We start from the raw sequence: 23,713 nt of genomic DNA on the forward strand, positions 1-23,713 counted from the left end.
CCATTAAACACTGACACATTTTACTGATTTGCCCATACATTAAGTCTGGAGGTGGAACGATCGATGATTTTATTTCAAAGAATTATTTTGCAGCGGCTTAATCAGGCTACTGCTGATGACTTGCTGAAGTACTCAAAACAGTACGGAATCAGTTTAACAAGAACGCAGGCCATTGAAGTAGCAAACCTGTTATACGGGAAAAACGTGAATATCTTTAATGAGAGTGAACGAATGCGGCTGCTGAAACAAGTAGAGGCGATCACATCAAAAGAAACAGCTCAAACCGTTAATGAACTATTCAAACAATTCACAAGCTAAAAAATGGGGGATAGCTCCCCCATTTTTTATTGCTGTAAAATCTTTTCGAGCAATGTGTCATCAAATTGTTTTTCTTTCAGCATGTCAATCTCAAAACGGTATGGCGGTTTTTTATTCTTTTTATCTTCGCCGACATACGGCGTTTCAAGGATTTTTGGAATGTCTTTTAACTGCTCATGGTGAACAACATATTGCAGTGCGTCAAATCCAATTTCGCCAAAGCCGATGTTTTCATGGCGGTCTTTTCTCGCGCCTTTGACATTTTTGCTGTCATTGATATGAAGCACTTTAATACGGTCAATGCCGATGGTTTTGTCGAACTCATTCAGCACTCCGTCAAAGTCTTCGACAATGTTATATCCGGCATCATGTGTATGGCATGTGTCAAAACACACTGACAGATGCTCATTGTGTGTAACGCCTTCGATAATCTGTGCCAGCTCCTCAAAGCTTCTGCCGCATTCTGATCCTTTTCCTGCCATTGTCTCTAATGCAATCTGGACATTTTGATTCGGATCAATCACTTCATTCAAGCCTTCAATAATTTTCTTGATGCCTGCTTCAGCTCCCGCTCCCACATGAGCGCCCGGATGAAGGACAATTTGCTTCGCTCCGATGGCCGCTGTCCGTTCAATCTCTGAACGAAGGAAATCGACACCCAGCTCAAATGTGGACGGATTCGTCGTGTTGCCAATATTAATAATATAAGGCGCGTGTACGATAATATCGTCAATGCCGTTTTCTTGCATGTGTGCCCGGCCGGCATCTATATTTAGGTCTTCAATTTTCTTTCGGCGCGTATTTTGCGGTGCGCCTGTATAGATCATAAACGTGTTCGCCCCATATGAGACTGCTTCCTGGCTTGCAGCAAGAAGCATATGTTTTCCGCTCATAGAGACGTGTGAGCCTATTCTCAACAACAGGTTCCCCTACTTTCTTTTCTTAGATTGGTTTCTTCTCTGTTTTTTCTTGATTTTCTCCATCTCGTAGCTCATTTTCTTTTTATATCCAGGCTTAACCTTCTTCGGCTTTTTCACGAGACGATGTGCAATTTCATCCGCTTCGTTCGGCGTTTTTTTACGCTTTTTGCGGCGCTGGCGGTCATCGCCTTTTTTCCACTCGCCTTTTTCAAGCTCTAAATAATCAAATTCGATGCCCATTTTCTCAAGTCTGGCTAATGAATCCTCATCAGAAAGCTCATAAATGGTCATTGCCTGCCCTGATGAGCCTGCGCGAGCCGTTCTGCCTACACGGTGAACATAGAAATCGAGATCATCCGGAAGCTCATAGTTGATAACATGGCTGACACCTTTTATATCAATGCCTCTAGCAGCAAGATCAGTTGCAATGACATACGTGAATTCCAGATCATTGATCTGCTTCATGACTTTCTTCCGCTCACGAGGCGTTAATCCGCCATGCAGCAGTCCGATTTTCATGCCTTTTCCAGTCAGATATTGAGCGATATGATCAGCAGTGTTTTTCGTATTGGCAAACACAATGCCGAGATATGGATTCAGATTAGACATGATGTCAAATAGGAGCTTGTCCTTGTCACGATGTTTCGAAGGAATGAGAATATGCTCGATCTTCGCAGCAGTCACCTGTTTTGGCTCCACGTGGGCGTATTTCGGATTATCCATATATTTTTTCAAAAATGGTTTCAGCTTTTCGGGAATGGTCGCAGAGAACACAAGCATCTGCAGATCCTCTGGCATACGGGAGCCGATGTAATCTACATCTGCAATGAATCCCATATCCAGCATTAAATCGGCTTCATCAATGACGAGAGATTCCGCTTTATGAACACTTAACGCCTGCTCTTTGATTAAATCGGCAATACGTCCTGGCGTACCAACGACAAGATGCGGCTGTGTTTTCAGTTTATCAATCGACTTTTGTTTATCTGTGCCTCCGATAAAACATTTCGAGCGAATCTGACTGCCTTCTTCACCTTGAGTAATTTTAAGCGCTTCATGATGAATCTGGTTGGCAAGCTCTCTTGTCGGAGCCGTAATGACAACCTGAACGACGTCCTTAGCAGGATCGATTTTGTTTAATAATGGCAGTAAATAAGCGTGCGTCTTTCCGGTTCCCGTCTGAGACTGGCCGATGACGCTTTCTTTTTTTAACACTGCAGGAATCAGCCTTTTCTGAATATCAGTCGGTTCGTAAAAACCAAGGCGGTGCACTGCATCTATAATAAACGGTTTCAATTCATAAAGTTCAAATTTCGTTTCTTTCATTTTTCCCAGCTCCTTAAAGCGGCACATTATGTGTCCATCATCACATTATACCCGATTTTGCTTAAAAACACCACGTTTGGAAGGCGTTTGTTTTATTCAGATATGTAAAGCAAATACCGCAGCCCGTGCATATTCTAATAGCAGAAAGAGCTGAAAGGAGGTACAAGTATGTTTTCACCGCAGCAGCCGATGAGAAATTATCCGCAGCCCGGACCGCCCCGCCCCATGCCAAATCAGCGAATGATGGGCATAAGACCGCCTAATATGCGGAGACCTTCATTTGGACCGCAGCAGCAAGGTTTCCAGCAAACCGGACAATTCCTTCCTCAGGCAAATGCCGGAGCGAGAAATGGCGCGGGCGGGGGCTTAAAAGGAATGCTGTCCAAGTTCTTACCCGGCGGAGGAGGCGCGGGCGGCGCCGGAGCTCCAGGAGCAGGCGCAGCAGCGAGCGGAGGAGCAGGTCTGCAAAGTCTGCAAGGCATTCAAAATATCGCCAATCCTGCATCTTTATCAAGTATGCTTGGGAATGTGCAAAAAGTGCTTGGCATGGCGCAGCAAGTCACCCCCATGATCCAGCAGTACGGTCCATTAGTCCGCAATCTGCCGGCAATGATGAAGCTGTACAGCCAATTAAGCAAAAGTGATGATGCAGAGAGCAGTGAGGAAAATGAAAATCAAACAGAGTCAGAAGAAACCTCAGAAACAGAGAACGATGCTGAAGCAAAAACCTCAGAAGGAAACAAAAAATCAAATCCAAAAAGTTCTTCTCTGCCCGAGAAATCAAAAACATCTGACAGTAAAGAACAAAAGTCAAAAACAACTGCCCCTAAAAAAAATGAAGCTGCCTCTTCTTCTCGGAAAAGAACATCAGGCAGTTCAAAGCCGAGATTATATATTTAACATTCTTTGATATCTGAAGTGAGATTGGCTATAATGAGATCAGAAGAATGCAAGAATAGAGCCGTTTGATTACGGCTTTTTATATTGCCTTTACTCACTTCAGTATTGGAGGACAACCGAAAATGGACGTAATTAAAATTTCGCCGCGCGGTTATTGCTATGGCGTTGTTGATGCTATGGTCATTGCCAAAAACGCGTCACTAGATAAAAGCTTGCCAAGACCCATCTATATACTAGGGATGATTGTTCATAATAAACACGTTACTGATGCGTTTGAAGAGGAAGGAATCTTTACTTTGGACGGCACTAACCGTCTGGACATCCTAAAGCAAGTTGAAAAAGGAACTGTCATTTTCACTGCTCACGGTGTTTCTCCCGAAGTCAGAAGAATCGCCGAAGAAAAAGGATTAGTCGCAATTGATGCTACATGTCCGGATGTAACAAAAACTCATAATTTAATTCTAGAGATGAAAGAAAAAGGATATCACGTGATCTATATCGGCAAAAAAGGGCATCCAGAGCCTGAAGGAGCCGTTGGGGTAGCACCAGAGATCGTTCACTTAGTTGAAACAGAAGAAGATGTGAAAAACCTTGATATCCAAGCAAAGAAATTAATCGTGACCAATCAAACAACAATGTCTCAATGGGATGTTCACGACATCATGGAGCTTGTCAAAGAAAAATATCCTCATGTCGAATATCACCAAGAGATTTGCCTGGCTACTCAGGTGCGGCAGGAGGCTGTATCAGAACAGGCGAAAAAAGCGGACTTAACAATCGTTGTCGGCGACCCGAAAAGCAACAATTCAAATCGGCTCGCTCAAGTGTCAGAGGAAATAGCCGGCACAAAAGCATACCGAATCGGCGACCTAAGTGAATTGAAGCTTGAATGGCTGAAAGGCGTGAATACCGTTGCGGTTACTGCGGGAGCTTCAACACCTACCCCAATCACGAAAGAAGTCATTCGCTTTTTGGAGCAGTATGATCATGAAGATTCATCAACTTGGACAACCGAACACAATGTACCGCTCAAAAAAATACTCCCGAAAGTAAAAGCAAAAAACTGAGGCTGTAAAAGCCTCAGTTTTTTTATAGAAATATAAATGGATTAGTATCTGTTTCAGAAACAAAGATATTTATATCAAGCTTTTTATCTTTGCACATTGACGTCAGTTTTCTCGTGACGCCTTCTTTCATGATTTTTTCCGCGTAATGGCCCGGATCAACAACATTCAGGCCAAGCATCATTGCATCATGGGCCACGTGGAAGTATAAATCTCCTGTGACGTAAACATCGGCGCCCTTACGTTTTGCATGATGAATATACTTATTTCCGTCTCCGCCTAGAACAGCTACTTTTTTCACCATGCTGTCAGCCTCACCCACCATTCTGACACCATTGACGTCAAGTTTGTCTTTCACAAATAAAGCGAATTCCTTGAGCGTCATCTCATTTTTAAGGGTTCCGACACGGCCGAGCCCTTTTTCTGCAGGAGACTGTTCGACAGGATAGATGTCGTAAGCGACTTCTTCGTATGGATGGCTTTTTATCATTGCTCTTATCACAGCTTTTTCGATGCTTTTAGGAAACACAGTCTCAAGCCTTACTTCATGAACAAGCTCAAGCTCCCCCACTTCACCGATAAATGGCTTGGCGCCGTCCAATGGCTTAAAGCTGCCGATTCCCTCAGATGAAAATGCGCAATGGCTGTATTCGCCGATATGGCCGGCTCCCGCATTTCCGAGCGCGGCTCTGACCTGCTCCTCATATTCCTTCGGTACGTATACTGCCAGTTTTTTCAGAGGATCAGTATACGTAGGCGCCAGCACCTCCGTCTCACTCAGCTCTAATGCCTCAGCAAGCAAATCATTCACGCCGCCTTCCGCAACGTCTAAATTTGTATGAGCTGCATAAACAGCGATATCATGCTTCAAACACTTTTCAATTAACCTTCCGGCAGGCTGGTCTGTTGCAATATGCTTTAACGGTCTGAAAATAGGAGGATGATGTGCAATAATCAAATCAACCTCTTTTTCAATCGCTTCATCGACAACGCTCTCCAACACATCAAGGGTAACCATCACATTTTTAATTGGTTTGTTTAAGGTGCCGATTTGCAGGCCGATTTTATCACCTTCAACCGCATAGGCTTTCGGGGAAAATTGTTCAAACAGTTGGATGATCTGCTGCCCATTTACGCTTTTAGCCATGATCAATAACCTCCTTCAGCAGTTCCATTCGATCGGCAAGCTCCTTTAATTTCTGTTTATTTTGCTCTGTACTTGCAGCTTGGCTGATCTGTTCATGAATGTTTTGTGTATGCTTAAGCTCTTGTGTCCATTTTTTTAAGAAGACTTTATTCTTTTCTTTTGCCAAGAATGGGCCGACTAGCATTCCGGCAGCTAACGAAATACCGGCATATGCCGCATCTCTGTCTCCCGCTTCAGCCACAAGCACCTCATAGCACTTTCCATCTTCTTCAAGGATCACCTCATCTATCAGCGCATATCCTTCTTTATAAAGCCACTCTCTGATATGAACAGCATGAATATTCGGCTGTAGAATAAGTCGTTCCTTCCCCGTTAATTTGTCTTTACCCGCTTCTAAAATATGAGCAATCAAAGATCCGCCCATTCCGGCAATCGTAATGGCATCGGCTTCACCTTTTTTAATGACTTCCAGGCCGTCCCCCTGCCTTACGGAAATTCGCGAGCTTAAGCCTGATTTTTCAACCTGCCGCTTGGCAGACAAAAACGGGCCGTCTGTTATTTCTCCGGCAATTGCACCGCTAGCTTTATGATTCAGCACCACATAACAAGGAAGGTAAGCGTGGTCAGATCCGATATCGGCCATCACCGCTCCATTCGGTATGTACTCCGCTACTGTTTGCAATCTTTTAGATAATTTTAATTCGTTCACTTGTCATCACAACTTTTCTCAATCATTTTTTCCTTTTCTATCATATAAAAAATCAGCCCGGAATCCAAGCTGAGCGAATGATTTTCAGTTTATTTCTTTTGAAGACGGCTCGACACACCGTAGACAAAAATAAAAGGCTGTCGAGAACATCTCGGCGGCCTGAGAACGTATAAGGAGAAAAACAGATCTTTTATTTAATTTTTGATACCCACTCTGCCATATCATCCAGTTTATCGGCAGGAACAAGACCAGCAGGCATTCCATTACCGCCTTGTTCAATCTTTGTTTTAATTTCAGCGACATCTTTCTTATCCCCTACACCTTTTAAGCTCGGACCGGAAACACCTTCATAATTTTCACCGTGGCACGTGATGCAGTTTGCCTTGTAAATATCCTCCGGTGAAGCGTTTGCATCTTCCTTTTCAGCAGATTTGCTTTCTCCGCCGCTTGCAATCTCCCGGGAGTCATCAAGCCCCTTTACTGATAAAAAGAAAGTCAGACCAATTCCTAAAACAGCGATCAATAAAAATGGAATAAGCGGGTTCCATTTCATTTCCCTTCCCCCTTTTTGATCCTTACCCCTATGTAAACACTTCTAATTCTAACTTATTTTAACAAAAAGTAAATGGATTGCTGCACAAAAGTTTTTTATTCACACTTTATACAAAATTCAATAGAAACATGCCTATTTCTCTGATATCCTTTTTATTCTATTGTATAATGTATTGTATACGCTTACAATAGAAAATATGGAATCATCTTTTGAATTTTTTTACCGTAATGTTCATTTGCAAATGACATCATTTTTCAGTAAAATAAAGGCATATTATCCATATATCTTATTAAAAAAAGAAGAACGGATCTGCAAGACCCGTTCCATCTTATTCGAGGAAATCTTTCAAACGTTTACTTCTGCTAGGATGTCTTAGTTTCCGCAACGCTTTAGCTTCGATTTGTCGAATACGCTCTCTCGTTACTCCAAATACCTTGCCGACCTCTTCTAATGTTCTTGTACGGCCGTCATCAAGACCGAATCGAAGACGCAATACATTTTCTTCACGATCAGTTAACGTATCAAGTACATCTTCCAGCTGCTCTTTTAATAGCTCATATGCGGCGTGGTCTGAAGGTGAAGTGGCTTCTTGGTCTTCAATGAAATCACCAAGATGCGAGTCATCCTCTTCACCAATCGGTGTTTCCAGCGATACCGGCTCTTGGGCAATTTTTAAGATTTCGCGTACTTTTTCAGGTGTTAAATCCATATCTTCCGCAATTTCTTCAGGTGTTGGTTCTCTGCCTAAATCTTGCAGTAATTGACGCTGCACACGGATTAATTTATTAATGGTTTCAACCATATGAACGGGAATCCGGATCGTTCTCGCCTGATCGGCAATGGCGCGAGTAATCGCCTGTCTGATCCACCACGTAGCATACGTACTGAATTTATAACCTTTACGGTAATCAAATTTTTCAACGGCTTTCATCAGACCCATGTTTCCTTCCTGGATCAGGTCAAGGAACAGCATTCCGCGTCCGACATACCGTTTTGCGATACTGACAACAAGCCGCAGGTTCGCTTCAGCCAATCTGCGTTTAGATTCTTCGTCACCTTCTTCAATCTTTTGAGCGTAGGCGATTTCTTCTTTTGCAGAAAGAAGGTTAACCCGGCCGATTTCCTTTAGATACATGCGAACTGGGTCATTGATTTTGACACCAGGCGGTACACTTAGGTCATTAAGGTCAAATTCTTCTTCGGCTTTGGCAAGCTGCTGAATATTAGGATCTTCTGTTTCTTCATTCTCACTAATTAATTCAACACCTTGTTCACCTAAAAATTCATAATACTCATCCATTTGGTCTGATTCAATTTCAAAGCTGGACATACGCTCGGCAATTTCTTCATATGTCAGAACGCCACGTTTTTTACCAGACTCTGTTAATTGCTCTTTTACTTGGTCGAATGTTAATTCTGTCTCGTGGGTTTGTTTATCAGCCATTATGGATCCCTCCTTCCAAAGCTTGCAACGAATTCTATAAGCGGTATGATTCTTATTCGGTCCATTCAGGCGTTTTCTATGTGAACTGCCTTTAACAATGTGCGAATAATGAAATGACAATTCATGATGAGGTCAAGCGATCTATTTGCTCCTCCGCAAGGAATCATTGCCAATACATGCTTCTCATCAGTTTTCCGGTTATTTTAAAGATCGGTTCAATGTAACGATTTCTTGAGCCAGAGAAGCGGCTCTTAAAAAATCTTTTTGTCTTTCGGCTTCGGCTCTTTCCGCCTCTTTTTCTTTTATCATTGACCAATTTCTTTGATTCAACACTTTTTTTACATAATCTGATAACTCGGCTTCGCTGAGCTCTTGATTAATTTGAAGCATTAATATATCAGACAAGAGCTGGCTTATATGATCATCCGTCACCCTAGCCATCAGATGCTGAGGCGTAAGCTCGGCTCCCTCCTCATAAAAAGCGTAAAGATAGGCGGCTAGTGCACGGTGCTCATCAATATTAAATTGAAAGCCTACCCGGTCAATCACTTTTTTGATGACGCTACGATCACGAAGCATGTGGGCGAGCAACAGCCTTTCTGCATTTTCATACGCCGGACGGAGACGTTTTTGCCTTGCTTTTGTCGTCAGATGCGCTCGCCGCGTTTTCGTTTCACCGCCACTGTCAGCAGGTTTGTTTTGCTTGCTGAAAACAGACAGCTGCTCAGTTAAAGACTCCTGAGAAAGCGAAAACTCTGAAGCAAGCTGTTTTACATAGACTTCCTGCTCAAGAGACCCTGAAAGCGTGCTGATTTCTTTCAGTACGTCTTTAATGTAAGCTAAGCGATCGCCTTCGTCGGACAGGTTCTTTCCTTTTCGGAAATATTGCATTTTAAACGCCATTACAGTAACACTGGCGTCGATAATGTCGTTTTTAAATTTTTCCCCGCCGAATTTTTTGATGTAATCGTCAGGGTCCAATCCGTCAGGAATCATTGCAACTCTGACTTTACAGCCTTTATTTTGCAGAAGCTCAGAAGCTTTTAAGGTGGCTTCATAACCGGCTTTATCAGAGTCATAGCAAAGAATGATTTCTTCGACATTTCTTCTCAGGATTTTGACATGATCATCTGTCAGAGATGTTCCCATCGTGGCTATGCTTTCTTTTACACCCGAGCTTACGGCCGATATGACATCGGCAAATCCTTCAAATAAGACTGCTCTTTCCTGCTTTCTGATATGAAGGCGGGCCTTATAAAAATTGTAAAGCAGTTTGCTTTTATGAAAGAGCGGCGTTTCAGGACTGTTCATATACTTAGGCTGCTGACTGCCAAGAGCCCTGCCTGAGAAAGCAACAACCGCCCCGTGGTGATCATGGATCGGAAACATGACGCGGTTTCTGAAACGGTCAAAATATCCGCTCCCGTCTTCCCTTCTGATCAGGAGACCCGCTTTTTCCATTTGCGCCTCACTAAAGCCCCTCTTCACGAGAAATTTCGTAATGAAGTCCCAAGAGTCAAGAGCATAGCCGATCTGAAATTCATCAATCAGCTCTTTCGTAAAGCCCCTGGAAAGCAGATAGTCCAGCGCTTCTTGACCTTCTTTTGTATTTATTAACAAATGATGGTAAAATTTCTTCAGGAGCTCATGAGCCTCAGCCATTTTTTGATCTCCAGAAGATTCTGGCCGGGCTCCGGAATGGACTGTTATATCATCTGGAAAATCAATTTGGTATTTGTCAGCAAGGTGAGAAACCGACTCGGCAAATGAATAGCCTTCCATCTGTCTTAAAAAAGAGAAAACATTGCCGCCCGCTCCGCAGCCAAAGCAATGAAAAATCTGTTTGTCGGGCGATACGGAAAACGAAGGTGTGCTTTCTCCATGAAAAGGACAGAGTCCAAAGTAGTTTCGGCCTTGCTTCTTTAATTGAACATAATCACCTATGACTTCAACGATATCTGCCGACTTTTGCACCTGATCCACAATTTCATCTGGTATCCGATTTCCCATCTTATAACACTCCGTCGTACATTATTCGATGTATTAGTGCAAAATCCCTTCATCGTTCGACAGGATTTTTTGCAGCAGTGTAATAAATCGTTCTCGATCTTCTTTATTCAATTTTTTAGGCCCTTTGGCGTATATGCCTTTTCTCCTTTGTTTACCGGAAAAATGACGGCTCTCGAGAGCAAAATCAATCGTGTCTTCATTATAGAGACGCCCTCTTTCCGACATGACGGAGACATTTCTGTTCAACAGCAGGGATGCTAATCCGATGTCCTGCGTCACAACAATATCTCCCGGTTTCACGTGATTTGCAATATATAAATCAGCAGCTTCTTTATGAGGATCAACATACTTCCATTTTTCTTCCTTGCTTCTGGAAAGCTGAAAATGTTCAAATGAAGCGACAAAAAGAACTGAAACTTCATACTCGGATGCTGTTTGTAAAATTTCATCTTTTACCGGACAAGCATCAGCATCGACAAAAATCGTCTTTTCTTGTTCGTTAAGAAGAGTAATTCTCCATCCCTCCATTAAACTCCTGCATAAAAGCAAGCAAAATCGCACATCCTTTATCATTGCGGATGTATATGAATTTGTCGAAAAATTTCCGGGAGAAATTCTTGACATCTTACCCATAATAGTTTATTCGTATCACACGAACCTTAAACCTAAAATTAATCATTTTATCACAATTTTTTATTATAATACAAACTTCACAAAGATGCTATTGTTTTTCATTATTCCCTTTTGGCATAGCCAAAAACCCAGGATAGAGCATCCTGAGTTACATGTTTTTTGTTTTAAGATGATGGATAATATTCGCTGTTTCTTCAACCGCTTTATTTGAAACATCAACGACCTGGCACCCGATCCGGTCCACAATTTTTTCGAAATATTCCAGTTCCTCTTTGATTCTGTTGATATTTGCATAGATCGCTTTGTCATTAAGCCCAAGTGATTTTAGCCGTTCTTTTCTGATATGATTCAGTTTATCCGGACTGATCTTTAAGCCGATGCATTTTTTCGGATCAACGTTAAAGAGTTCTTCCGGCGGATCAACCTCCGGTACTATCGGAACATTGGCAACCTTCAGGCGCTTGTGGGCGAGATATTGAGACAGCGGTGTTTTAGACGTTCTCGAGACGCCGATCAAAACGATATCAGCTTTTAAAATCCCTCTCGGATCACGTCCATCATCGTATTTCACTGCAAACTCGATGGCCTCCACTTTTTTGAAATAGTCTTCATCAAGCTGGCGCACCCGCCCAGGTTCGTATTTCGCTGTTAAACCGTAGGCGGTTTCCATTTTATCGATTAACGGGCCGATAATATCATAATATAAAACATTTGCTTTATCCGCTTCGGCAATCAAATATTCCCTGATTTCCGGCACCACGAGTGTAAAACAAATAATGCCGCCGTCTGCCTTTGCAAGTGAAATCACTTCATTGATAGTGCCTATATCTTCAACATAAGGTATTCTTCTTACATGTGTATCATCCGCTGATCCGTTAAATTGGCTGAGCGCTGCTTTCACTACCAATTCAGCCGTTTCGCCGACGGAATCCGATACAACATAGATGATGCGGTTACTCATATTATCCCCCCGTTAGTTTGCGATCTTATAGGATTTCATTTTCAGATAAACTGACAAGTATTTTTGTCATATTCGTTTTTGTCACTCTGCCGATTACTTCAAAGCCTTTATCGGTATCTTTGATGACAGGCAGTGCATCAATTTGTTTTTCTATCAAGTGCTTTGCAATGTCCATCACATAATCCTCGCGTCTGCACACCGTAATGTTCGGCATCCTTGTCATGATGATGTGAACAGGGACTGATGTAAGCTCCTGCTGGCCAATGCTCGCTCTGAGCAAGTCTTTTCGTGATAGCACCCCGACTAAAACAGCATCTCGGTCCACCACAAACAGAGTACCTACATCTTCTAAAAACATGGTGCAAATCGCATCATACACAGAAACGTTTTCGTGAATAACAACGGGGATAGATTGAAAGTCTTTCACCTGAAGCTTTTTGAGTTTATCTGCCAAAAGCTGGGTTCCGGTTTTCCCAGTGTAGAAATAACCGACTCTCGGGCGCGCCTCGAGGAATCCTGACATGGTGAGTATGGCTAAATCCGGACGCAACGTTGCCCTGGTTAGGTTCAGCTTTTCTGCAATATGCTCCCCAGTAATCGGCCCGTTTTCTTTTACAATCTGCAAAATATGTTCTTGCCGTTTATTTAGTTCGATCGTACTCACCACCTTTTCACTTCATATCTATGTAAAGAAATAATAATCCATATTATATCGTAAATATCTTGCAATCAAACAAAAAAACTTATAAATGGGGAAAAGACGATTACCGATCACACAGCAACCGCCTTTTCTCTCTTTATTTTACAATAAGGGCATTCATATTCGCAAAGGACTTGATCTCATCCGCCAAGCTTACCATTTGCGCCAAACGGTTTGCCTTTAAAATCTCATTATCTGCTATAACCATTGTGTGATCGAAGTAAGCATCGATCGGTTCTTTCAAGGCTGCAAGTGAAGAAAGCGCCGCCTCGTAATCTTTATTGCTGAAGTTGTCCTGCAGATTTTCCTTCGCTGTCTGGTAGGCATCAAACAGTTTTGCTTCGTATTCATTTTCAAACAGATCAGGCTGAATGTCTCCGCGGACCCCTTTTTTGCTGATAGAGATCACTCGGCCTAAAGCTTCCGCTGTTTCCTTAAAGCCCGGCGCACCAAGCTTTTGTTCCAGCACTTGTGCTTTATGCAGCGCTGAATATGGCTCAAGCTCAGAGCTTTCCAGCACGGCGTCAATGACATCATGTCTGATCTGTTCAGCATTCAAGACATATTTCAGGCGCTGGGTAAAGAAATCAAGCAGTTCATTTTCTTTTTCTGTTTGTACGAAAGTAAGCAGCTCTTCAAACGAAATTCCCCAGTTGCGGTCAAGAAGAATCGCAACAATACCGCTCGCTTGGCGGCGCAGCCCGTAAGGATCCTGAGAACCGGTCGGAATAACGCCGATAGAGAAGAATGAAGCGATGGTGTCAAGCTTATCCGCCATTGCTACAACAGCTCCGGTGAAAGTAGAAGGCGTTTCGCCGCCTGCTGATCTCGGCATATAGTGTTCGTTGACTGCCGCAGCCACAGCTTCATCTTCGCCAAGCATTCTCGCATACTTTTCACCCATAATTCCTTGGAGCTCAGGGAATTCGTATATCATATGCGTGACAAGGTCGAATTTAGAAATTTCAGCGGCTCGCTTCACATGTTTTAACGTATCTTCATCAGCCTGAAGACGAACGGCAAGCTTCTCTGCGATTGAAGTGACTCTTCTAACCTTATCGGCAAGAGAACCAAGCTCTTCATGGAAAACAATGTTTTCAAGCTTCTTCACGTTTGCATCAATGTTTAGTTTCTGATCTTCCTTGTAGAAGAATGAAGCATCAGATAAACGCGCGCGCAGCACTTTTTCATTGCCTCGTGCCACATTTTCGATCGCGTGGCTGTTGCCGTTTCGGACTGTAATAAAGTGTGGCAGCAAATCACCGTTCTTGTCTTTGACAGGGAAGTAGCGCTGATGCTCTTTCATTGTCGTGACAAGCACTTCCTCAGGAATTGACAGAAACTCAGATTCAAATGATCCGTAAAGAGCTGTCGGGTATTCTACTAAGTGATTTACTTCATCAAGAAGGTCTTCATCCACCGGAATGCTCCAATTGTTTTCTGCAGCCATTGCTTCCAGCTGAGATTGAATCATTTGTTTCCGGGCGTTTGGATCAGCAATAACATGCTGTTCTTTCAGCTGCTCTTCATAAGCTGAAGGTGATTCAATTGACACTTCATGTCCAAGGAAACGGTGTCCCTGTGTTGTCCGTCCAGACTCCACGTTTGTGATCGAAAATGGAATGACATCCTGTCCAAATAAAGCGACAATCCATTTGATCGGCCGGATATAACGCAAATCTTCATTTCCCCAGCGCATGTTTTTCGGGAAATGCAAGCTCGTAACTAAGCTGCCCAGTTCCGGCAGAAGCGACTTCGTTTCTTGGCCGGCTTGGAATTTTTGAACGAATACATACTCTGTGCCTTTTACTTCTTTGATGTACAGGTCTTTTACGTCTGCGCCTTGGCCTTTTGAAAAGCCGATTGCCGCTTTTGTCCAGTTGCCATCTGCATCAAGGGCAATTTTTTTCGCAGGCCCTTTTGCTTCTTCTTTTATATCATCCTGCTTATCTGCTACATCTTTCACGAAAACAGCAAGACGTCTCGGTGTATTGAAGAGCTTTACTTCACCGTGAGTGATATTTTTTTCTTTAAGCCAGCCTGTCAGCTTCTCGCCAAGCTGAACCATGCTTTCATTCAAAAAGCGCGCCGGCATTTCCTCTAATCCGATCTCTAAAAGTAAATCCTGTTTACTCATGAGAAGAACCCTCCCCTTTAAGCATTGGGAACCCTAGTTTTTCTCGTTCCTCATAATAGGTTTTTGCTACTTTTCTCGCTAAATTCCGCACTCTTGCGATATATCCTGTACGCTCAGTAACAGAGATCGCACCTTTGGCGTCAAGCAGGTTAAAGGTGTGCGAGCATTTCAGCACATAGTCATATGCTGGATGAACAAGTCCGTTGTCCATTTGCTTGATCGCTTCTTTTTCATACGTGGTGAACAATTGGAACAGCATATCGACATCTGACGTTTCAAACGTATAAACAGAATGCTCGTATTCCGCCATCATGAATAAGTCTTTTACTGTAAATCCTGACGTCCATTCCAAGTCGAAAACATTCTCTTTATCCTGGATATAAGACGCAAGACGCTCAATTCCGTACGTAATTTCTACTGAAACCGGTTTACATTCAAGTCCTCCGACCTGCTGAAAATACGTAAATTGAGTAATTTCCATTCCGTCAAGCCATACTTCCCAGCCAAGACCCGCACATCCTAAAGACGGGTTCTCCCAGTTATCTTCAACAAAGCGGATATCATGCTCAAGCGGATCAATTCCCAGAGCGCGCAAGGAATCTAAATACAGCTCTTGAATGTTATCCGGAGACGGTTTAATAATGACCTGAAACTGATGATGCTGATACAGTCTGTTCGGGTTCTCTCCGTATCGTCCATCGGCAGGACGTCTGGAAGGCTCTACGTAAGCCACTTTCCACGGCTCAGGCCCAATACTGCGCAAAAATGTATACGGGCTCATCGTGCCGGCTCCTTTTTCTACATCGTAAGCCTGCATAAGCACACAGCCCTGACTGGACCAATGCTTTTGCAAGGTTAGAATCATGTCTTGAATGTTCATTTCAAGCACCTCCACTTTTCTTTCATAAAATGACTGCGGCAGCAACCAAAAAACTCCCGTCTCTATGCTTGCCAAGCCGCAAACATAGGGACGAGAGTTCTCCCGCGGTTCCACCCTAGTTGCTGAGAACAATATCCCAGCCTCTTTTTTTGAAATTGCTCAAGAATGCCTTTCGTTGCGTGCTCATCCTTAGCTTACACCGCCCTAAGGTCGCTTTCATGAGGTAAACGCAAGTACTTCTTTCTCTCACTGCAACATATTTTATAATAAATGATCATATAAAAAGATGGACCAGATGTCAACTTTTGTTTTCACCCATAAGGTGTTTCATGCTTTCCATTTGATCTAAAAAGCGCTTCGATTTTAAATATAACCCTGAATATTCTTCATAATATAAATCAATCACTTGCTTTAATTCAGCTTTTGTTTCCTGTTTTAAAGACACATTGCCCAGCCTCGTCAGATCGAAGTAATAAAACAGTCTCAACAGCCTTGCCGTTTGGGGTTTAATCGGGACCCTGTAAGGATCTTTTTCAAAACAGCGATGGCAAATAAAGCCGTTATCGCGGACAGAGAAATGAAAGGTCCCGTCTTGGCTTTTACAATGCACACAATGATTCAGCTCAGGATATAGCCCCATGACACCGAGCATTTTCATTTGAGCAATGAATGTGATGACATCCGGATCTGTTCCTTCATTCAGCTGTTTAAACGATTCTAAAATGAATTCAAACAAATAAGGGTTAGGCTTCTTTTCTTCTGTGCCTTTATCGACTAGCTCAGCAATATACGCAGCATATGCTGTTAAAAACAAATCTTCCCTAATGCCTCTCATGCTGAGGATCATTTCACCCTGCTGAAGCGTTCCGAGACCCGTTGTTTTTTGCATTAAGAATGAACCATACAAAAAGGGCTGGCTGACTGCTGATAAACGGCTGTTCGGTTTTTTGGCGCCTCTTGCCATAACACCTATTTTTCCGTGTTCTCTTGTCAGTAAAGTAACGATTTTATTCGTCTCTCCGTAATCATTTGTGCGAAGAACGATCCCTTCACATTTTGTCAGCATTTCCGCACCTTCCTAAAGCAGGAGCGGCCAAGAGGTTTATAAAATTGGATAATCAAATCGGGCTAGCTCATCTTCTAGTTCATCGGGTCTTTCCATGTTCTCTTTTTCCAGTTCTTTAAAAAGAAGATACGTATCAACATTTCCTGTTTGAGAAAATACGTTCCAGGTAAAATTCAACACAAGAAACCCACCTTTCTGTAGTTAAACTAGCTTACCTAAACTCCAAATTCTTACCTTTATCTTGACCAGATGTCCTCCATTTCATGTTAAACAAAATTTGTTAATGCATCCCTGTTTCTGTGAGATAATGACACACAGCAAGAAATTAATATTCGTCCTCTTTAAAGCCGAAATCGCGAAGCTGGGACATTTTATTACGCCAGTCTTTCTGGACTTTCACCCACAATTCAAGGTAGACACGGGAGCCTAACAGCGCTTCAATATCCTCTCTCGCTCTTTTTCCGACCTCTTTCAGAAGGCTTCCTTTTTTACCGATTACGATGCCTTTCTGGGAATCCCGTTCGACCACAATCGTTGCCGCTACGTGAATAGAACCATTGTCCTGTCCTTTGATGGATTCTATGGCCACAGCGATACTATGCGGAATTTCTTCTCTCGTCAGGTGCAGCACCTTTTCCCTGATTAATTCAGAAATAATAAAGCGTTCCGGGTGATCGGTTACTTGGTCACTTGGATAGAATTGCGGCCCTTCCGGCAAATACGCTTCTATCTGAGCGAGCAATGTTTCAATATTATTACCTTCTAAAGCGGAAATTGGAACAATTTCCTTAAAAGGATAACGTCCGCGGTATTCGTCAATTAACAGAAGCAACTGATCGGGATGAATTTTGTCAATTTTGTTTACGATTAAAAATACAGGCGTAGACATCTTCTGCAATTTCTCAATGATGAATTCGTCGCCCTTCCCGTATCCTTCCTCGGCGTTGATCATAAACAAGACCAAATCGACTTCTTTTAATGTATTTTGCGCCACTTTCATCATAAAGTCCCCAAGCTTATGCTTAGGTTTATGAATCCCTGGTGTGTCAATAAATATCGTTTGTGATGTGCCTGTCGTTAAAACTCCTTGCACCTTGTTTCTCGTCGTTTGGGGCTTATCGCTCATGATCGCGATTTTTTGTCCAATGACTCTGTTCAAAAATGTAGATTTTCCTACGTTTGGTCTTCCAATAATGGATACAAATCCTGATTTAAAGCTTTCGTTCGTCATGTAAATCCTCCGATGAAAATGCGCCTGGCAATAATTCTTCCACAGTCATTTCTTTTATTTGTCCTTGTAAATTGGTTAGTACGACAATAACGTCCTTTGTGCAAAGCTCAGATATCACCTGTCGGCAGGCTCCGCACGGAGATACCGGTCCAGGGGTGTCAGCCGCAACGGCTAGCATCTGAAACTCTGTATCGCCTTCAGAAACAGCTTTAAATAAAGCGGTACGCTCAGCGCAATTGCACATGCTATATGCCGCATTCTCGATGTTGCAGCCTCTGTACACTTTTCCATCCTTGGTAAGAAGAGCGGCTCCTACTTGGAACTTGGAATACGGCGCATATGCCATATCACGCGCTTTTAAAGCTTCTGTTATTAATTCTTGTCTGTTCATGTGTACATTCCTCTCTTACCTATAATGGTACCGCTATCACTTTATATTTTACATAATCGCGCTCTTTTTTTCACGCCCATTTCTAAAAATGTAAAATAAATGTAAGAATTTTCAGCCATTACAGCTTTGGCAAAAAAATAAGTAAACCAATGATACACGAAATAACGGCAAAAACGCAAACAGCCCCGGCGGCAGCGTCCTTAGCCGCTTTAGCGAGAGGGTGATGCTTGTCTGTAATTAAATCAACCGTATGTTCAATGGCTGTATTTAAAAGCTCAAGCGAAAACATTCCGCCGATCAAAAGGAAAATAATCGCCCACTCAATCGAGCTGAGCCCCACGAGGAAGCCGCAAACAAGAACAGCACAGGCGGCAGCGGCATGAAATTGAAAGTTCCGCTCCGTCCGCGCTGTTTTCCAGATGCCCCGGCCTGCATGCACGAAGCTTTTGAAGAATCGCCTCAGCTCATTTCTATGATCTCTTGAGTCCATAGGCGTCCAGCAAATCCTTTTGCTTAGTAAACATCTCCTCTTCTTCCTCTTTCGTCATATGGTCATATCCTAAAAGGTGAAGGAATCCGTGCACGGCTAGAAACCCGAGCTCCCTTTTAAAGGAATGATTATATTCCTCTGCCTGCTCTCTTGTGCGATCCGCACTGATGATAATATCACCTAAAACAGGCGGAATTTCGGCGCCCACGATCTCGATCTCGCCTTCCCCCTCTTCTTCAAGAGCAAATGAGATGACGTCTGTCGGCGCATCCTTTCCGCGATACTCTTTATTAATCTGCTGTATGTCTTCATTAGTAACGATCGTGACAGACACTTCAGCCTGATCCTGAACGCCTTCACGCTCAGCGGCAAATTGAAGCAGATTTTCTACTTCTTTGAGCATCTCTTCTGAGACACTACCCGTTTCATCAACGATATCAATCAATAAACCCATCTATTTCACCTTCTTAGTAGCCTCCGGATATTCGATCCGGGAGTGGAAAATTCCTTTTAATGTTGCACAGAGCGTTTTTGCGATTGTATCCAGCTCCTTAAATGTCAAATCGCATTCACTGAACTGTCCGTCCTGAAGCTTATCGGATATAATACCCCGGACAAGCTTTTCAATTCGTTCTGGATTTGGATTGTGCATGGATCTGACAGCCGCTTCAACACTGTCTGCCACTGAAATAATCGCGGCTTCCTTTGACTGCGGCTTCGGTCCCGGATAACGGAACTCTTCTTCAGTAGTCTGGTCGCCTTTTTCCTTCGCTTTATAATAAAAGAACTTTAAAAGCGAGGTGCCATGATGCTGCTCAGCAATATCGACAAGCTCTTTCGGAAATTTATAGCTTCTCAGCATGTTCGCACCATCAGTGGTATGCGAAATGATGATATTTTTACTCAGCTGAGGAGACAGTTTGTCATGCGGATTGTCAATATTCATTTGGTTTTCAATAAAATATTGCGGACGCTTTGTTTTTCCAAGGTCGTGGTAATACGCGCCAACTCTTGCAAGCAAACCATTCGCGCCCACCGCCTCACAGGCTGCCTCTGACAAATTGGCGACCATTACACTATGATGATATGTACCTGGTGTTTCTGTTAATATTTTGCGCAGCAGCGGATGGTTCGGATTAGACAGCTCGATCAGCCTCATCGTGGATAAAATGCCAAAGCCCGTCTCAAAAAACGGCATCAAGCCGATAATCAATACAGACGAAGCAAAGCCTGACACAACGCCCATCAGCATTAACGTGCCGATTTCAAGACCCGACAGCGCGGTGTTTTGGATTAATAACAAGGAAAGAACGACAACCATATTGATAAACGCCACGAAAAGCCCAGTCTGCAAAATCTTTGATCTGGCATTGTGTTTTCCTAAAAATAAAACACCTGAAATCCCGCTGATCAAATAATAAATTCCGATGACATAATTGAATGTTCCTGTCACACCCTGATTAAACATCATACTTCCGCAAATCGCAAGAATGATACTTCCCAAAATGGCGATGCGTTCATTCATCAGCAGTTTGATTAAGATCGCGCCGGCCGCAATAGGAACAAGATAGCCGATATTATTATATTCCATCTTCTGAAATAAACTGACAACCTCCATGATGACAAGCAATAGTGTTGTGATAATGGAGAACAGCAGGATGGATTGGTTTTTAAACTTCAGGTTTTGTTTCTGTTTTTCAAAATAATATACAAGAGTTGCAATGAAAAGCCCGATCATAATCAATAGGCCGCTGATCGGTTTAAAGAGGTTGGAGTTATTTAATAATCCCGTCAGCTCGAGTTTTCTGTACACTTCCCGATCAATGAGGTCATTTTCTTCAACGAGCACCTGCCCCTGTTTGATCTGAACCTGCTGGACATTGTCTGACGCTTCCTGACGCTTTGCCTCTGTCGCTTTTGGATCAAAGACGTAATTCGGAATAATAGCAAAACGCCCGATTTCCGTCGCAGCTCCCAGGTATTTAGACGGGATGGAATTGCTCTTTAGCTCTTTTTCTACTTTATCCTTTGCATCTGATAGTTTATCCGACGGGATTTCACTGCTCATCACCGTATTCACTGCCGTAATGACCGTATCTCTGACGAAAGAAAAGTCTTCACTGTCTGCTTTCAGCAATGTCTTGATGGACTCCTCTGAAATTGAATCGTTCACATCTGACGTCAACTTGTCCTTCACAGACTTAACCATTGATTTTTCCGATGGTGATTTGCTGCTTTCTTCCGCTGACTTTTTCACTTCGCTGATACTGTCGAATATAGATGACACAAGGTCGATCCGGTTGTCTGTATAGTCTTTTTTCAATGTATATTGATCTTCAACCGCGTCCTCAGCGGCCTGCTTTTTTTCCTCTGTGGCTTTTTGATCTTCAACGGTTGCCGGAGCATAAATGGTCTTGTCGCTGACTGAAAACAGGTCTAAATCAAGTGTTTCCGGCTTAACATGTACAAAGAGCAAAGCAAACATAATGGCAGCCAGCAGAAGATACAGCAGTACGTGCATGGAGCGGGCATTTTTAAAGATGCGCCATTTTTTTTGACTGCTTTTGGTCTTCCCCTTCTTTTTCAACACAAGAACCTCCTCTTGAAACATCAAGCCCATAAGCAATCATAAAAATGACCCGATAACGCGCGATCGGGTCATTCAGCATTAATTTTGCTTATCGTATGCTTCAATAATTTTCGCAACAAGCGGATGTCTGACCACGTCTGTCTGGTCTAGCTCAATTATAGAAATGCCGTCTATTCCTTTCAGCATCTCCTTCGCTACTGCAAGTCCCGATTTGACGCCTTTCGGCAGATCAATTTGGCTAACGTCACCTGTAATGATCATTTTAGAGCCAAAACCCAGTCTCGTCAAAAACATTTTCATTTGAGCAGGCGTGGTATTCTGTGCTTCATCCAGTATAACATAAGCATCATCAAGCGTCCGACCCCTCATATATGCAAGCGGAGCTATTTCGATAATGCCTCTTTCCATCAGACGTTCTGTATGATCTGCTCCAAGCACATCATGAAGAGCGTCATACAGCGGGCGCAAATAAGGATCTACTTTTTCTTTGAGGTCACCCGGCAGAAAACCAAGGCTTTCACCAGCTTCCACAGCAGGTCTTGTTAAAATGATTTTTTTGATATGGCCGTTTTTTAAAGCATGGACTGCTTTCACGACAGCCAGGTACGTTTTCCCGGTACCCGCCGGGCCGATGCCGAACACAAGGTCATTCCGCTTCATAGCGGCCACGTATTCCCGCTGTCCCATCGTTTTTACACGGATTGATTTGCCTTTAGCGTTTTTGGTGATTTCTTCTTCATACATGCTTTCAAAGTATTCAAGTTCATTCTTTTTTGCCATTTTGACGGCGTAAATCACATCACGTTCAGAGATCTCTATCCCCTTGCGAATTAAAGCGAGGAGCGATCCCAGCAGCCTGTCTGCAATCTGAAACGATTCTTCATCGCCTGAAACATAAATCGTTTCGCCGCGCGTAATGATATTTACGTTCAGATCTTTCTCCATCAATTTCAAAAAAGAATCTTGGTTCCCGAACAGTGAAAGCGCCTCGTCCGGGCTTTTCAGTTTTTGATTCATCGCAAGTAAATGTTCTGTCATTCTTCAGTCTCCCTGACAATAGGTGTGGTTTGAACGATATCTTCTATAACTTGGTAGAGAATAATCAACTTTACTTTACCATTCTCAACAGTCTGGTGCAAAACTTTTTCACTTTTCACCTCGCCGTTTTCGCCTATTTTATCCTCTACATCCTGTTTACCCATTTTAATGCCTTCTTGAACTGCTTCTTCTTTCGTATATTTTCGCAAAGCCTCTTCACTTTCTCTCGTTTGCTCTTTGATATAGGACACAGGGAGCTTAAATCCGAGAAAATTCAGCGAATGCTTTTCTTGTTCTGTTTTTGGGTGCTTTAATTCCTCTTTTTTAAACGTCATCCCCCAGATCGGGATTGCCAAAGAGCCAAAAGAAAGCTTGTGCTTTGTCCTTACTTTGCCCGTATAGACGTTAAATAATGTCTCAAGCGGGACTGTCACTTCAGACCTGTACCAGGTTTCTCCGTAAATTGTTGCTTTTGAGGCGACTTCCTGCTGATGCTCTTCGTTGCCGATCAGCCCCGAAACAAGCAGCTGCCCCTTTTCCACATGATCGTGGATTGCGGCCATCGGCTGGCCTTTTTGGACATACATTCTTGTAATGGTCGCTTTCTTTTTGGCGACAATATCACGCGGGCTGACATACTTTTCTTTTTCGGGCTCATTTTTCTCTACGACTTTCATGTGAATGGTCGTTCCCTTCAGGTCAACTCCGACCCAGGTGATATTGTCTATTCCATTGGTTAGCGATTTTTGTATTTTTTCTGGAGACATCATTAAAAACTGCAGACGCCCCTTTTTGACGCCGATTTCTTTAAGATGCTGCATCATTTGATGTTCCGTTTCAGGTTTAGCGCCTGTCACATCAATTTTCCACACCATATTGGAAAGCAAAAACAAAAGGATGAAAAACATCGCAAAACCGATCGTAAACCCTATATTCAGCTTTGATTTCAGCAATAGGAAAGGAAATCCCTTCCGATTGATAAATCGGGCTTTACATTTAAATTTTCTTCTCACCCGCCGAAAGGCATGTACATCCTGAAGCTGTATATATAACGATACGGCTTCTTTCTTTTTTTTGACATAAAAGACCGGAATCCCCTGTCTTGTGCATTCATTAAGAAGCCGTTCAATCCCTCTTCCCGTCAATTCAAGCTGGACCTTACCCGAAAAAAAAGACAGCCATTTATTTTTCACAACATTTCCCCC

The 23,713-nt window shown here is 42.9% G+C and carries 24 protein-coding genes and 1 other annotated feature; of the genes, 3 read left to right on the forward strand and 21 right to left on the reverse strand.

What is annotated here, in order from left to right; genetic code table 11:
• Positions 1-63 precede the first annotated feature (63 nt).
• Positions 64-318 carry a DUF2624 domain-containing protein gene (locus tag EFK13_RS12775; RefSeq protein ID WP_129508229.1) on the forward strand — a complete coding sequence of 85 codons (255 nt, stop codon included), beginning with the start codon at positions 64-66 and terminating at the stop codon, positions 316-318.
• A 26-nt stretch (positions 319-344) separates the two neighbouring features.
• On the opposite strand, the gene EFK13_RS12780 is transcribed toward EFK13_RS12775, so the two are convergent.
• Positions 345-1,238, reverse strand: coding sequence for a deoxyribonuclease IV (locus tag EFK13_RS12780; protein WP_119996446.1), 894 nt, complete (start codon positions 1,236-1,238; stop codon positions 345-347).
• A 9-nt stretch (positions 1,239-1,247) separates the two neighbouring features.
• A complete protein-coding gene (gene cshB, locus EFK13_RS12785) occupies positions 1,248-2,564 on the reverse strand; it encodes a DEAD-box ATP-dependent RNA helicase CshB (RefSeq protein WP_129508228.1) in 1,317 nt (438 codons plus the stop codon).
• Between the two features lie 168 nt (positions 2,565-2,732).
• Here cshB and EFK13_RS12790 point away from each other — a divergent pair, with 168 nt between their 5' ends.
• A complete protein-coding gene (locus EFK13_RS12790) occupies positions 2,733-3,464 on the forward strand; it encodes a YqfQ family protein (RefSeq protein WP_129508227.1) in 732 nt (243 codons plus the stop codon).
• Between the two features lie 122 nt (positions 3,465-3,586).
• Positions 3,587-4,531: a 4-hydroxy-3-methylbut-2-enyl diphosphate reductase gene (locus tag EFK13_RS12795; RefSeq protein ID WP_129508226.1), complete on the forward strand. Its 945-nt coding sequence runs from the start codon at positions 3,587-3,589 to the stop codon at positions 4,529-4,531.
• A 22-nt stretch (positions 4,532-4,553) separates the two neighbouring features.
• Here the strand turns inward: EFK13_RS12795 and EFK13_RS12800 are convergent, their stop codons facing one another.
• From EFK13_RS12800 to yqfD, 19 genes are all read right to left on the reverse strand, one after another.
• Positions 4,554-5,675: a Nif3-like dinuclear metal center hexameric protein gene (locus EFK13_RS12800; RefSeq protein ID WP_129508225.1), complete on the reverse strand. Its 1,122-nt coding sequence runs from the start codon at positions 5,673-5,675 to the stop codon at positions 4,554-4,556.
• Positions 5,668-6,318 (reverse strand): tRNA (adenine(22)-N(1))-methyltransferase TrmK, encoded by a 651-nt coding sequence (gene trmK / locus EFK13_RS12805; protein ID WP_240034956.1) that lies wholly within the window; start codon positions 6,316-6,318, stop codon positions 5,668-5,670. The genes EFK13_RS12800 and trmK overlap by 8 nt, the downstream gene beginning before the upstream one ends.
• Before the next feature lie 256 nt (positions 6,319-6,574).
• Positions 6,575-6,937, reverse strand: coding sequence for a cytochrome c550 (gene cccA / locus EFK13_RS12810; RefSeq protein ID WP_129508224.1), 363 nt, complete (start codon positions 6,935-6,937; stop codon positions 6,575-6,577).
• A 328-nt stretch (positions 6,938-7,265) separates the two neighbouring features.
• Positions 7,266-8,381, reverse strand: a complete 1,116-nt coding sequence (gene rpoD, locus EFK13_RS12815; RefSeq protein WP_003226225.1) for an RNA polymerase sigma factor RpoD — start codon at positions 8,379-8,381, stop codon at positions 7,266-7,268.
• 198 nt (positions 8,382-8,579) lie between these two features.
• Positions 8,580-10,391, reverse strand: a complete 1,812-nt coding sequence (gene dnaG / locus EFK13_RS12820) for a DNA primase (RefSeq protein ID WP_075747402.1) — start codon at positions 10,389-10,391, stop codon at positions 8,580-8,582.
• Between the two features lie 33 nt (positions 10,392-10,424).
• Positions 10,425-10,919: a YaiI/YqxD family protein gene (locus tag EFK13_RS12825; protein WP_129508223.1), complete on the reverse strand. Its 495-nt coding sequence runs from the start codon at positions 10,917-10,919 to the stop codon at positions 10,425-10,427.
• Positions 10,920-11,172: 253 nt separating this feature from the next.
• The gene (locus EFK13_RS12830; protein WP_129508222.1) at positions 11,173-11,985 is read right to left on the reverse strand and encodes a pyruvate, water dikinase regulatory protein; all 813 of its coding nucleotides are present in this window, start codon (positions 11,983-11,985) and stop codon (positions 11,173-11,175) included.
• A 25-nt stretch (positions 11,986-12,010) separates the two neighbouring features.
• Positions 12,011-12,649 carry a transcriptional regulator CcpN gene (gene ccpN, locus EFK13_RS12835; RefSeq protein WP_003237058.1) on the reverse strand — a complete coding sequence of 213 codons (639 nt, stop codon included), beginning with the start codon at positions 12,647-12,649 and terminating at the stop codon, positions 12,011-12,013.
• A gap of 133 nt (positions 12,650-12,782) precedes the next feature.
• Positions 12,783-14,822 carry a glycine--tRNA ligase subunit beta gene (glyS, locus tag EFK13_RS12840; protein ID WP_129508221.1) on the reverse strand — a complete coding sequence of 680 codons (2,040 nt, stop codon included), beginning with the start codon at positions 14,820-14,822 and terminating at the stop codon, positions 12,783-12,785.
• Positions 14,815-15,702, reverse strand: coding sequence for a glycine--tRNA ligase subunit alpha (gene glyQ / locus EFK13_RS12845; RefSeq protein WP_129508220.1), 888 nt, complete (start codon positions 15,700-15,702; stop codon positions 14,815-14,817). The genes glyS and glyQ overlap by 8 nt, the downstream gene beginning before the upstream one ends.
• Positions 15,703-15,785: 83 nt before the next feature.
• Positions 15,786-15,961: a binding site (T-box leader), on the reverse strand.
• 39 nt (positions 15,962-16,000) lie between these two features.
• The gene (recO, locus tag EFK13_RS12850) at positions 16,001-16,768 is read right to left on the reverse strand and encodes a DNA repair protein RecO (protein WP_129508219.1); all 768 of its coding nucleotides are present in this window, start codon (positions 16,766-16,768) and stop codon (positions 16,001-16,003) included.
• Positions 16,769-16,804: 36 nt separating this feature from the next.
• Positions 16,805-16,948 carry a YqzL family protein gene (locus tag EFK13_RS12855; RefSeq protein ID WP_129508218.1) on the reverse strand — a complete coding sequence of 48 codons (144 nt, stop codon included), beginning with the start codon at positions 16,946-16,948 and terminating at the stop codon, positions 16,805-16,807.
• 145 nt (positions 16,949-17,093) lie between these two features.
• Positions 17,094-17,999, reverse strand: a complete 906-nt coding sequence (gene era / locus EFK13_RS12860) for a GTPase Era (protein ID WP_129508217.1) — start codon at positions 17,997-17,999, stop codon at positions 17,094-17,096.
• Positions 17,980-18,390, reverse strand: a complete 411-nt coding sequence (locus tag EFK13_RS12865) for a cytidine deaminase (protein WP_003230049.1) — start codon at positions 18,388-18,390, stop codon at positions 17,980-17,982. Before EFK13_RS12865 ends, era begins: the two co-directional genes overlap by 20 nt.
• 118 nt (positions 18,391-18,508) lie before the next feature.
• Positions 18,509-18,880: a diacylglycerol kinase family protein gene (locus EFK13_RS12870; protein WP_129508216.1), complete on the reverse strand. Its 372-nt coding sequence runs from the start codon at positions 18,878-18,880 to the stop codon at positions 18,509-18,511.
• The gene (ybeY, locus tag EFK13_RS12875) at positions 18,861-19,334 is read right to left on the reverse strand and encodes an rRNA maturation RNase YbeY (protein ID WP_129508215.1); all 474 of its coding nucleotides are present in this window, start codon (positions 19,332-19,334) and stop codon (positions 18,861-18,863) included. Before ybeY ends, EFK13_RS12870 begins: the two co-directional genes overlap by 20 nt.
• Complete coding sequence (gene pgpH, locus EFK13_RS12880; RefSeq protein WP_129508214.1) at positions 19,335-21,470, reverse strand: cyclic-di-AMP phosphodiesterase PgpH; 2,136 nt, start codon at positions 21,468-21,470, stop codon at positions 19,335-19,337. It abuts the gene before it with no gap.
• Between the two features lie 78 nt (positions 21,471-21,548).
• A complete protein-coding gene (locus tag EFK13_RS12885; RefSeq protein ID WP_129508213.1) occupies positions 21,549-22,508 on the reverse strand; it encodes a PhoH family protein in 960 nt (319 codons plus the stop codon).
• On the reverse strand, positions 22,505-23,701 hold the full coding sequence (yqfD, locus tag EFK13_RS12890) for a sporulation protein YqfD (protein WP_129508212.1): 1,197 nt from the start codon (positions 23,699-23,701) through the stop codon (positions 22,505-22,507). Before yqfD ends, EFK13_RS12885 begins: the two co-directional genes overlap by 4 nt.
• Between the last annotated feature and the right edge of the window lie 12 nt (positions 23,702-23,713).

The sequence above is a fragment of the Bacillus cabrialesii genome (assembly GCF_004124315.2).
In the GTDB taxonomy this organism is placed as follows: Bacteria; Bacillota; Bacilli; order Bacillales; family Bacillaceae; genus Bacillus; species Bacillus cabrialesii.

What these genes read in the sequence shown, in the direction of transcription:
- trmK (WP_240034956.1), bottom strand. Translation starts at nt 6,318, where the DNA reads ATGGCCGATATCGGATCTGACCACGCTTACCTTCCTTGTTATGTGGTG.
- glyQ (WP_129508220.1), bottom strand. Translation starts at nt 15,702, where the DNA reads ATGAACATTCAAGACATGATTCTAACCTTGCAAAAGCATTGGTCCAGT.
- EFK13_RS12870 (WP_129508216.1), bottom strand. Translation starts at nt 18,880, where the DNA reads ATGGACTCAAGAGATCATAGAAATGAGCTGAGGCGATTCTTCAAAAGC.
- glyS (WP_129508221.1), bottom strand. Translation starts at nt 14,822, where the DNA reads ATGAGTAAACAGGATTTACTTTTAGAGATCGGATTAGAGGAAATGCCG.
- EFK13_RS12830 (WP_129508222.1), bottom strand. Translation starts at nt 11,985, where the DNA reads ATGAGTAACCGCATCATCTATGTTGTATCGGATTCCGTCGGCGAAACG.
- ybeY (WP_129508215.1), bottom strand. Translation starts at nt 19,334, where the DNA reads ATGGGTTTATTGATTGATATCGTTGATGAAACGGGTAGTGTCTCAGAA.
- EFK13_RS12885 (WP_129508213.1), bottom strand. Translation starts at nt 22,508, where the DNA reads ATGACAGAACATTTACTTGCGATGAATCAAAAACTGAAAAGCCCGGAC.
- EFK13_RS12795 (WP_129508226.1), top strand. Translation starts at nt 3,587, where the DNA reads ATGGACGTAATTAAAATTTCGCCGCGCGGTTATTGCTATGGCGTTGTT.
- dnaG (WP_075747402.1), bottom strand. Translation starts at nt 10,391, where the DNA reads ATGGGAAATCGGATACCAGATGAAATTGTGGATCAGGTGCAAAAGTCG.
- recO (WP_129508219.1), bottom strand. Translation starts at nt 16,768, where the DNA reads ATGCTGACAAAATGTGAAGGGATCGTTCTTCGCACAAATGATTACGGA.
- EFK13_RS12825 (WP_129508223.1), bottom strand. Translation starts at nt 10,919, where the DNA reads ATGGAGGGATGGAGAATTACTCTTCTTAACGAACAAGAAAAGACGATT.
- EFK13_RS12775 (WP_129508229.1), top strand. Translation starts at nt 64, where the DNA reads ATGATTTTATTTCAAAGAATTATTTTGCAGCGGCTTAATCAGGCTACT.
- cccA (WP_129508224.1), bottom strand. Translation starts at nt 6,937, where the DNA reads ATGAAATGGAACCCGCTTATTCCATTTTTATTGATCGCTGTTTTAGGA.
- era (WP_129508217.1), bottom strand. Translation starts at nt 17,999, where the DNA reads ATGACGAACGAAAGCTTTAAATCAGGATTTGTATCCATTATTGGAAGA.
- EFK13_RS12865 (WP_003230049.1), bottom strand. Translation starts at nt 18,390, where the DNA reads ATGAACAGACAAGAATTAATAACAGAAGCTTTAAAAGCGCGTGATATG.
- EFK13_RS12800 (WP_129508225.1), bottom strand. Translation starts at nt 5,675, where the DNA reads ATGGCTAAAAGCGTAAATGGGCAGCAGATCATCCAACTGTTTGAACAA.
- EFK13_RS12790 (WP_129508227.1), top strand. Translation starts at nt 2,733, where the DNA reads ATGTTTTCACCGCAGCAGCCGATGAGAAATTATCCGCAGCCCGGACCG.
- cshB (WP_129508228.1), bottom strand. Translation starts at nt 2,564, where the DNA reads ATGAAAGAAACGAAATTTGAACTTTATGAATTGAAACCGTTTATTATA.
- rpoD (WP_003226225.1), bottom strand. Translation starts at nt 8,381, where the DNA reads ATGGCTGATAAACAAACCCACGAGACAGAATTAACATTCGACCAAGTA.